The following is a 9,617-nucleotide window of genomic DNA, read 5'->3' as shown; positions in this document are numbered from 1 at the left end:
TGTGGAAAAATGGTCGCTTAGGTACGGTAATTCTGTCGCCAGTCACTCGTCAACAACGGCAGTACGCGCTAAAGGTAACCGCGACTTCCCAGCGGCCGACTTGTCATAATTATGAGTCGTGCCCAGGTTCGCGTTGTGGACAAACGACAAGTTTGGCCGCAGCCGCGCGGCGACCACGGCCGCGGCCAATTGCAGCGCGGCGGCGACCAGCAGGGCGCGGGTGTAGCCCCCCGCCAGGGCCGGTCCGTCGCCCGCGCCCGCGATCAGCACCGCGACCAGCGCGACCCCCAGCGCCCCAGCGAACTCCCGCGCCGCGCTGAGCACGCCCGAAGCCGCCCCGGCCAGCCGGTCGTCGGCCGAATCGAGGGCCATGGTGGTCAGCGGGACGGTGAACGCCGACCCGATGCCCACCAGCAGCAGACCGGGCACCCGGGGGCCGACCGAGGGCAGGTGGTTGACCGCGGCGACCGCCGCGAGACCCGCCCCGACCACGACGAGACCCGCCGCGACCGCGGCAGGCGCGCCTAACCGGGCCTGCGCTTTGGGCACCCACGGCGCGGTGAAGATGAGCGCCGCCGCGACCGCGGCCAGCGGCAGCGCGGCCTCCGCCGGGCCCAGCCCCAGCCAGCGCTGGTGCACCAGCGGCGTGACCACGGTGATGCCCGTGACCCCGAGCCCCCACAGCGTCTGCACCAGCAGCGCGCCGCGGAACAGGGGCGCGCCCACCAGCGCGGACGGCAGCACCGGGGCGGCCGAGCGCCGGTCGCGAACGGCGAACACCAGCGCGGCGGCCACGCCCGCGACAGCGAGCGCCACCGACCACTCGCCGCCCTCGGCCAGACTCAGCAGGGCGGCGGTGACCAGCAGCATCGCCACCCCGGCCAGGACCATGCCGAGCCGGTCGACCGGGCGCGGCGCCGTCCTCGGGCCGGGGCCGGGCAGCGCGGCCCAGGTCGCCGCGAGCAGCGGCAGCACGCCCCAGAACACCCAGCTCCAGTGCGTGGACGCGCTGACGAACCCGCCGACGACCGGACCCGAGGCCAGCGCCAAGGCGAGCGCGATGGTCCACACCGCCGCGCCCTTGGGCCGGTCCGCGGGAACCAGGCGGGTGCGGACCAGGCTCAACGTCGCCGGAACCAGCAGCGCGGCGGCCAACCCCTGCAAGACCCGGCCCGCGAGCAGCGGCTCGACGGCGCGCGCGCACGCCGCGAGCACCGTGCCCGCGGCGAACACGGCCAGCCCGGCGCGCAGCGCGGCCCGCTCGCCGAACCGGTCGACCACCGGACCGGCGGCGAGCAGCAAACCGGCGAACGGAAGCAGGTAAGCGACCGTGATCCCCTGCGTCGCGGTCACCCCGAGCGCCAGCTCACCGGCGATCGACGGCGCCGCCGCGGCCACCACCGTGTTGTCCGCCGTCGACAAGAACGCGATCAGCGCGATCGTGGCCAGAACACGGCCGCGACCGGGCGCGGAATTGTCGGGGGCGGTCACGGAAGGACTCAACAGCCGCGCGCCGCGGGCTTGCCAGCGAAACGGTCGGCGAGAAACGTGAAAGCGTCACCACGACCGGTCAGGAATGTAGTCAGATGCTCACCGATATAGACGTTCCAGCGCACCGAGACGCCTTTCGCGCAGTATTCCCTGCGCAACGCGTCGGCCTGTCCGAAAGGCACCAGCTCGTCCAGGACGCCGTGGTAGAGGAACACCGGGGCCGTCGGCGGGCGGGAGCCGAGGCGGTTCTCCGCGAGCCGCCGCTGCCAGCCCGGGTCGAGCAGCGGGTTCTTGGTCGTGTAGTCGGAGATCCGCCGGAACGCGTAGGCCCCGATGTCGCCGACGCACCGCTCCCGGTTGGCGAACTCCGTCTTGCCCGCGGCGTTGAGGTAGCCTTCGAGGTTCAACTCCGGGTAGGCGGCGTCCAGGCCGACCGCGGCGAACATCAGCAGGCCGAACCCGAGGCTGCCGTCGAGCGTCTTGGCCACCGCGGTCAGGTCGGCGGGCACGCCGCCCGCCGCGACGCCGACCAGGTTCAACTCCGGCGCGTACTCGGGCTGCCGCTCCGCGGCCCACGCCGCGCCACCGCCGCCCTGCGAGTAGCCGGTGAGCGCGACCTTCCCGCCCGGACGGAGCCCGGTCGCGGGCAGCCGGGTCGCCGCGCGCACCACGTCGAGCAGCGCATGGCCCTCGGACCGGCCGACCACGTAGGTGTGGTCGCCGGGCGTGCCCAGGCCCTCGTAGTCGGTGACCGCCACGGCCCAACCCCGCTTGAGCAACTCGCCCACGGCGAGCGCCTCGTACTCGGTGCCCGCGACGAACGCCTTCGACGGCGCGCACTTGTCGCCGATGCCCTGCGTCCCCGGCGCGAGCCCGACGATCGGGCGGACACCGTCATAGGGGGCCTTCGGCACGAACACCGTGCCCGAGACCGCGATGTCCTGGCCGGTCGCGTTGACGGACCGGTATAGGACAGTGTGGGCGGTCGCCTGGTTCGACTCGGCCACGGAGACGGCCGCTGGCCGGTACCAGATCGGGTCGCCGGGCGCGCCGGACAGCGGCGCGGGCGGGGTGTAGAACGCCTCCCCCAGCGGGCCGACCGGGATGTCCGCGGCAGTGGCCGGACCACTGGGGACGGCCAAGACCGCGGCCGTCGCCACAGCGACGGCCAACAAAGGAAGCACCCGGCGAGGAGAGGGCATGACGGGGACGTTAACGCCGTCACAATCCCATGTCGACGGTGCGCGTGGTTATTCGCGGCAACCGAGCAGTTTGCCGGTCGCCGTTGTCACCGAAACGCCAAAAAATGATTACTGAGAAGTTGTCAACAACCGATAACTCCGCGTCAAATCGCGCGCCACTAGGGCGGTTTGGCCGCCTCCGCCGGTATCGTCGGGGGCGGATCGGCCTCCCAGCGCGAAGGACAACCCCATGCCACGGCCCCGGATCGAGGTCACCGGCCTCGGCAAGAGCTATGGCCAGGTGCAGGCGCTGACCGACGTCTCGCTGCAAGTCGGCCCCGGCGTCGTGCTGGGCGTCCTCGGCCACAACGGCGCGGGCAAGACGACCCTGGTCGACATCCTCGCCACCCGGTCGAAACCCACCTCCGGCACCGCGAAGGTGTGCGGGTGGGACGTGGCCCGCTTCGGCCACCACGTGCGCAGGCACATCGGCATGACCAGCCAGTTCACCTCCGTGGACGACACCATGACCGGCCGGGCCAACCTGATGCTCGTCGCCCGGCTGCTCGGCGCGAGCCGCAAGCAGGCCGACGACCGCGCCGAGGAGCTGCTGACCAGCTTCGACCTGATCGAGGCAGCCGACCGCAAGGCCGCCACCTACTCCGGCGGCATGCGCAGGCGGCTGGACCTCGCGGTCGGCATGATCGCCGGACCGGACGTGCTGTTCCTCGACGAGCCCAGCACCGGCCTCGACCCGGTGAGCCGGTCCGGGCTGTGGGAGCTGGTGGAGAAGCTCGCCAAGGACGGCACCACGGTCGTGCTCACCACCCAGTACCTGGAGGAAGCCGACCGGCTCGCGCACGACATCGTCGTGCTCGCGGGCGGGCACGTGGTCGCCTCCGGCACCCCGGAACGACTCAAGGCGGGCATCGGGCAGCGCACCGCGTCGGTCCGCTTCCCCGACGCGCGGGCCACGCACTACGCCGTCGGCGTGCTCGGCTACGCCGGGATGACCCCGCTGGCCGACTTCGGGATCTGCGCGGTGCAGATCCCGCTGGCCGAGCCGGGCGACATCGCGCTGCTGGTCCGCGCCCTGGACTCGGCCGGGCTGCCGATCATGGACCTGACCGTCACCGAGCCCACCCTGGACGACGTGTACGTCGCCCTGCACCGAGCGGCGCAGGAGAAAGCCGCCCAGGTCGTCGGACAGACAGCGTGACGCGGCCCGCCGCAGGCCGGACCCGTCGTTCAGAAAGGCGCAAGAGCAAGCCCGCATGCGAACCGATTCACACGGCGACAGCGCCGACGCCCCCCGGCGAGCCCGCGAGTCCGCCCCGAGGGCACGGCAACCCCACGACCCCGGGGCAGGCGGGTCCGCGCGGCGCGCGCAGGCGGCCGGGCAGCGGTCGGGCGGGGCGGACGCCCGCGTCACCCGCGAGCCGGAGGGCGGGCGGGCCGCGCGAACCGGCGACGCGGCACGGCGCGGCGGCCCTGGGTCAGGCGAGATCCGGGCGGGCGCGAACCGGCGGGCGGCCGACACCCGGGCGAGCGGCGACAAGCGGCAGCCAGGCGCTCGGGCCGGTGACGCACGGCGGCGGCCCGCTGAGCAGGGCGAACGGGACCCAGGCGAGCGGCGGAAGCGGTCCGAGCGGGAATCGGGCGAGCCGAAGCGGCGGGGCTCCGGTTCGGCTGAGCGGGAGACCGGCAAGACCGGGCGCGAGCGGGGCAAGAAGGTGAGCAGGCACGCCGCTGGCACGCGCGGCCGGTCCGACGACACCGTGCGGCTGTACCTCGACCTGGCCTCCGGGTCGCCGCCCCGGGCGGACCGGTGGCGGCCGAGCAACGCGCTCACCCAGGTCATGGTGCTCAGCGAGCGGTCGCTGCGGGCCGCGTTCGGCGACTACCGGCTGGTGTTCTTCGGGCTGCTGCAGCCGGTGGTGATGCTGCTGCTGTTCAGCCAGGTGTTCAGCGGGATCGGGACGCTGCCGGGCGTGACCCAATACCAGGGGTACATCAACTTCCTGATGCCCGCGACGCTGGTCAACATCGCCATGACGACCGCGATGAGCTCCGGGGTCGGCCTGCTCACCGAGATCTACACCGGGTTCATCGGCAGGCTGCGGACGATGCCGATCAACCTGATCTCGGTGCTGGTCGCCCGGACGGTGTCCGACGCGGTGCGGCTGGCCGTGCAGCAGGTCGTCGCGGTGCTCGCGGCGGTGCTGTTCCTCGGATTCCGGCCAGGCGGGCTGTTCGGCGTGACCGTGGCCGTGCTGCTGACCGTCGCCGTCGGGTGGGGGCTGAGCTGGATCTTCATCGCCATCGCCACCTGGCAGAGCAAGCCGGAGACGATGCAGGCGGTGTCGTTCATCGTCATGTTCCCGCTGATGTTCGGCTCCAGCGCGTACATGCCGGTCGACGCGATGCCCGGCTGGATCCGCGCGGTCGCCCTGTGCAACCCGGTCACCTACGCCATCGACGCCACCCGGGCGCTCGCGCTGGGCATGCCGCTGGGCTGGTCGCTGACCGCCGCCCTCGGCCTGGCCGCCGGGACCGCCCTGCTCGGCGGCGCGCTGGCGGCGCGGAACTTCCGCCGGACGAGTTGATCTCCGCGTATTCCGGAAAAGATGATCGCGGGTGACAGAATGCCCGCCTGATTTCCGGTGGCGCTGATAGACCTCCGGTTCTGTCACCGATAGGCCAAACTCCAGGTTTCCACTATCCGGCGCATGCCGCGGGCATGATCACCCCGATAGCCTCGCCTGGCGCTTTCCGCCCGTCGGCGACCATCGGAGAACCATGTCCCGAATCGGAGACCTCGCCAGACAGCACCGCAGGCCCGTCCTGCTCGCCGCGGTGGTGGCCGTCGCCATCCCGCTCGCCACGGCTCCGCCGACCCAAGGGGCGTCGCTGCCGGTCAACCCCCTGCTCTCGGCCGTGGTGCTGCCCGCGCTGCCCGGCCACACCCGGGCGGAGGCGGTGGCGGTCAACGACCTCGGGCAGATCGCGGGCACCAGCACCCCAGGGCCCGCGCCGTCGCGGGCGGTGCTGTGGTCGGGCCGCACGGTCACCGACCTCGGCGGCGGGCACGCGAGCGGGATCAACAACCGCGGACAGGTGGTCGGCTGGGAGTACCTGGGCGGGTACGGGACCTACGTCCAGCAGCCCCGGCTGTGGCACCGCGGCACGACGACCGACCTCACCCCGCCCGGGTCCGGGCTGGTCGTCACCAGCGTGGTCAACCGGGACGGGGTGGTGCCGATGACGTACTCGGCGAGCCCGTCGGGCTACCACCAGGAGCGGGCGGCGGTCTTCTCCGGCGGGACGCTGACCCCGATCGAGCCGCCCGGGGCGAGCGGGCCGCACCTGAGCCTCAACGTGGTCACCGACCGGGGCACGGTCGCGGGCGCCTACCTGCCCATGTTCGGCGCGGACTCGTTCGCCTTCCGCTGCGACGCGGCGCGCTGCGTCCGGCTGCCGGGGCCAGCGGGGCGGTACTCGGTGAGCGCGGCGAACGAGAAAGGCGTGCTCGTCGGGACCGCGGAAGGGCAGACCACGCACGCGCTGCGCTGGGACGGCGACCAGGTGAGCGTGCTGCCGCCGCTGGGCGGCGAGGCGTCGGCGACGGTCGCGCCCGGCCCGCAGGCGGTCAACGAGTCCGGCGACGTGGTGGGCCACACCATCGACGCGGGCGGGCTGACCCGGGCCACCCTGTGGCGACGCGGCCAGGCCATCGACCTCGGGACGCCGCCGGGCCACCAAAGCCAGGCCGTCGCGGTGAACGACTTCGGCGACGTCGTCGGCTGGAGCGCGGACGGCGACGGCCAGCGGCGCGCGTTCCTGTGGCGCAACGGCCGCACCACCGACCTGGGCACCGTCGGCGGGCAGGCCAGCGAGCCGGTCGCCCTGAACAACTGGGGCGTCATCGTCGGCCGCGGCGTGGCGGCCAACGGCGGCGGCCAGGCGCTGAAGTGGGTCGTCGCACCGCTGATCTGAACCGAACGCGGCACCGCTGATCAACCGTCACATCCTGGGGGGAGCGAACAGTGCGCAACAGAATCCGCGCGGCCGTGGCGGCCGCCATCTTCGTCGCGAGTGGACTGACAGTGGGGGCGGGGACGGCCTCGGCCGCACCGGTCACCCGCACGCTGGACTACATGTGCTCCTTCCCGTTGATCGGGGAGCAGCCGGTGCCCATCCGGTTCACCACCGACGTGCCCGCGTCTGTCGGCGTCGGCCAGCCGACCGGGACGATCCCGTTCGAGGCGGTGATCGCGCTCTCGCCAGAGGTGGTGGACCTCTTCCGCATGGTGGCCATAGAGACCATCCATGGCGCGGCGACCGTGGAAACCGCCGTGCGGACCACCGACGTGACGCTCCCGATGCGGCTGCCGACAACCATCCCGCGGACCCCCGTGTCGCCGTCCGGCGGCCTCGACCTGGTCGCCACCGGCGCGCACCCGTCGGTGACCTCGGCCTCGACCCGGATGGAGTTCCTGGTGGGGGCCGTCGACCTCGACCTGGTCCTGCAACGACCCGGTGAGGCGGTGGTGCCCGAGCCGGTGCGCATGGCGTGCCGACAGGCCCCAGGCCAGGACCCCGTCCTGTTCGTCCTCGGCCCGAACGTCCCCGAGCCGGTGATCGTCGCCCAGAGCTTCGCGCTCACCGGGTCGACGTCGGTCCGGGGCACCGCCGTGAGCCTGAGCGGCCAGGTCGACGGCAGGCTGGACGTGCGGACCGGGGCGTACACCGCCGACGTCCGACTCGACCCGACCAGCGTGCCGGTCCGCCTGTTCGGGCTGCTCCCAGCCCAGGCCGAAGTGACGTTCACACCCACCGGGCCGACAACTGGCGCCTTGGTCGACGGGGTGCTGAGCACCGAATCGACGGTCACGGTCCGGTTTCCCCGGATCACCCTGTTCGGCCACCCGCTCGCCGCGTCCCCGTCCTGCGGGACCACCGTGACCCTCGCGCCGCGGTCGGCTCCCGGCTTCGACCCGGTGGCGGGCGGTGTCCTGACCGCCGCCTACTCGATCCCCCCGGTGACCGGGTGCGGCCCGCTCACCACCGCGGTCAACGACGCGATCGCCGGGCCGGGGAACACCCTCGAAGTCCGCCTGCGCGCGGGACTCGCCCCCACGAGAGGAACCCACTCGTCATGAGAATCGCCGCACCGGCGTGCGTGCTCGCCGCCGTCGCCGCCGTAATGGCCCCACTGCCCGCGGCGGCGCTGCCGGGACTGTCGGTCACCGTGGCCGCGCTGCCGATACCCGCCGGGCTGACCCACGGCACGGCCCTGCACATCACCGAGCTGGGCCAGATCGTCGGCACCGCGGGCGACAGGACGGCGCTGGGGTCGCGGGCGCTGTCCTGGCGGCTGGGACGGGCCACGGACCTCGGCCCCGGGCAAGCCGTGGACGCCAACGTCTTCGGCCACGCCGTCGGCGCCGAACCGGACGCGACCGGCAACACCATGAAGGCCGTGCTGTGGCGGGACGGCCAAGCGATCCGGCTGGTCCCCCAGGCCGAGCACAGCATCGCGGTCGGGATCAACGACAGCGGCGAGGTCCTGGTGACCTACCGCCTGCCGGGAACGACGGTGAAACGGGTGGGTGTCTGGCGGCGCGGCGCGGTCACGGAGCTGACCGTGCCAGGACCGACGCCGGAACACCTTGAGGAACTGGTGTGGAACGCCGACGGGCAGGTCGCCGGGGCCGTGCGGAACTACCAGGGCGTCGGGCCGTCCTACGCGTTCCGCTGCGACACCACCGGCGCGTGCGCGCGGCTGCCCGCGCTGAACCCCGAAGGCGACAAGACCGTGCAGGTGACCGGCATCGACCGCGCCGGGCAGGTCTACGGGACCGCGATGAGCGCGACGGGCGGCTACACGGCGGTGCGATGGACCGGCGATCGAGTCGCGCCCCTGCCCGCGCTGACCTCGACAGCCACCGCGGTCATGGGGATCAGCCCGCACGGCGACTACGCCGTCGGCCTGGGCATCGACGCGGGCGGCGTCCTGCGGGGACTTCGGTGGCACGCGGGCCAGGCCACCGACCTCGGCGTCCTGGACGGCACCACGATCCCCTTCGCGGTCAACGACCGGGGCGACGTGCTCATCCACACCATCACCTCGCTCACCCAGTTCCGCTCCTGGGTGTGGCGGGCCGGACGGCGACTCGACCTCCCGACGCTCGGCGGCGACCACGCGCAGGCCCACAGCCTGAACAACCTCGGCCAGGTCGTCGGCAGAAGCCGCACCGCGGACGGCGCCACCGTGCCCGCGGTGTGGACGCTCCCCCTGCTGTGATGGCGCGGTCCCCGGGCGGCTGGACCGCCCGGGGACCCCGGGCCCGTCAGGTGGTGTGCACGATCAGGACGTCCACCCGGGACTTGCGGGCCGCCTCGGCGGGCACCGAGCCGAGAATGCGGCCCGCGAGGGTGTTGAGGCCGCGGTTTCCGACGACGAGCAGGTCGGCGTCGAACTTGCGCACGACCTTGGCCAGCACCGGGACCGGCGCGCCGTCGCGCACCACGGTCTCGACGTTGGTGGCGCCCATCTTGGCGGCGCGCTCCAACGCGGTGCGCACCGTCTCCTCCGCCGGGTTGTGGCCGACCACCTGGTAGGCCACGTCGTCGCCGAGGGTGTCCTGGGCGCGTTCGACCCGGTGCGGGTCCGGCGCCTGGTAGGCGCACGCGATCACCAGCTTGGCGCCGGTGTCGGCGGCGACGGCCGCCGCGCGCTCGACCGCGAGCAGCGACGAGTCGGAGCCGTCGGTTCCGACGACGATAGTTCGGTAGGCGGTCATAGGTTTCCTTACTGCTAGGTGTGCCCGGACAAGGTCTCGTGGTCTCAGCGCCAGGAGGGGAGCCAGAGTTCGGCCTGCCAGCGCCATTCGGTGATGGAGTCGCCGTTGAGGATGGGCCAGAGCCAGACGAAGTTGGCCA

8 protein-coding genes are annotated in these 9,617 nt (G+C 73.0%); 5 read left to right on the top strand and 3 right to left on the bottom strand.

Going from position 1 to position 9,617, the window contains the following annotated elements:
* Nucleotides 1-42 precede the first annotated feature (42 nt).
* Nucleotides 43-1,491: an MFS transporter gene (locus ACZ6SD_RS27750; RefSeq protein ID WP_465319947.1), complete on the bottom strand. Its 1,449-nt coding sequence runs from the start codon at nt 1,489-1,491 to the stop codon at nt 43-45.
* Nucleotides 1,492-1,499: 8 nt separating this feature from the next.
* Nucleotides 1,500-2,693: a lipase family protein gene (locus tag ACZ6SD_RS27745; RefSeq protein ID WP_465319946.1), complete on the bottom strand. Its 1,194-nt coding sequence runs from the start codon at nt 2,691-2,693 to the stop codon at nt 1,500-1,502.
* A 229-nt stretch (nt 2,694-2,922) separates the two neighbouring features.
* On the opposite strand from ACZ6SD_RS27745, the gene ACZ6SD_RS27740 reads away from it, so the two are divergent.
* From ACZ6SD_RS27740 to ACZ6SD_RS27720, 5 genes are all read left to right on the top strand, one after another.
* Nucleotides 2,923-3,891 carry an ABC transporter ATP-binding protein gene (locus ACZ6SD_RS27740; protein ID WP_465319945.1) on the top strand — a complete coding sequence of 323 codons (969 nt, stop codon included), beginning with the start codon at nt 2,923-2,925 and terminating at the stop codon, nt 3,889-3,891.
* Between the two features lie 640 nt (nt 3,892-4,531).
* Complete coding sequence (locus tag ACZ6SD_RS27735; protein WP_465319971.1) at nt 4,532-5,278, top strand: ABC transporter permease; 747 nt, start codon at nt 4,532-4,534, stop codon at nt 5,276-5,278.
* Nucleotides 5,279-5,471: 193 nt separating this feature from the next.
* The gene (locus tag ACZ6SD_RS27730) at nt 5,472-6,668 is read left to right on the top strand and encodes a hypothetical protein (protein WP_465319944.1); all 1,197 of its coding nucleotides are present in this window, start codon (nt 5,472-5,474) and stop codon (nt 6,666-6,668) included.
* 50 nt (nt 6,669-6,718) lie between these two features.
* Nucleotides 6,719-7,834, top strand: coding sequence for a DUF6801 domain-containing protein (locus ACZ6SD_RS27725; protein ID WP_465319943.1), 1,116 nt, complete (start codon nt 6,719-6,721; stop codon nt 7,832-7,834).
* Nucleotides 7,831-8,979, top strand: a complete 1,149-nt coding sequence (locus ACZ6SD_RS27720) for a hypothetical protein (RefSeq protein WP_465319942.1) — start codon at nt 7,831-7,833, stop codon at nt 8,977-8,979. Before ACZ6SD_RS27725 ends, ACZ6SD_RS27720 begins: the two co-directional genes overlap by 4 nt.
* A 46-nt stretch (nt 8,980-9,025) precedes the next feature.
* Here the strand turns inward: ACZ6SD_RS27720 and ACZ6SD_RS27715 are convergent, their stop codons facing one another.
* Nucleotides 9,026-9,478 carry a universal stress protein gene (locus tag ACZ6SD_RS27715; RefSeq protein WP_465319941.1) on the bottom strand — a complete coding sequence of 151 codons (453 nt, stop codon included), beginning with the start codon at nt 9,476-9,478 and terminating at the stop codon, nt 9,026-9,028.
* Nucleotides 9,479-9,617: the final 139 nt, after the last annotated feature.

It is taken from the genome of Actinokineospora sp. NPDC051303, from assembly GCF_055586285.1.
Note: the sequence above shows the minus strand (reverse complement) of the source record. Positions and strands in the feature narration are given on the sequence as shown.

Excerpts from the sequence above, each read along its gene's own strand:
- ACZ6SD_RS27745 (WP_465319946.1), bottom strand. The coding sequence starts at position 2,693 with ATGCCCTCTCCTCGCCGGGTGCTTCCTTTGTTGGCCGTCGCTGTGGCG.
- ACZ6SD_RS27740 (WP_465319945.1), top strand. The coding sequence starts at position 2,923 with ATGCCACGGCCCCGGATCGAGGTCACCGGCCTCGGCAAGAGCTATGGC.
- ACZ6SD_RS27735 (WP_465319971.1), top strand. The coding sequence starts at position 4,532 with ATGGTGCTCAGCGAGCGGTCGCTGCGGGCCGCGTTCGGCGACTACCGG.
- ACZ6SD_RS27730 (WP_465319944.1), top strand. The coding sequence starts at position 5,472 with ATGTCCCGAATCGGAGACCTCGCCAGACAGCACCGCAGGCCCGTCCTG.
- ACZ6SD_RS27720 (WP_465319942.1), top strand. The coding sequence starts at position 7,831 with ATGAGAATCGCCGCACCGGCGTGCGTGCTCGCCGCCGTCGCCGCCGTA.
- ACZ6SD_RS27715 (WP_465319941.1), bottom strand. The coding sequence starts at position 9,478 with ATGACCGCCTACCGAACTATCGTCGTCGGAACCGACGGCTCCGACTCG.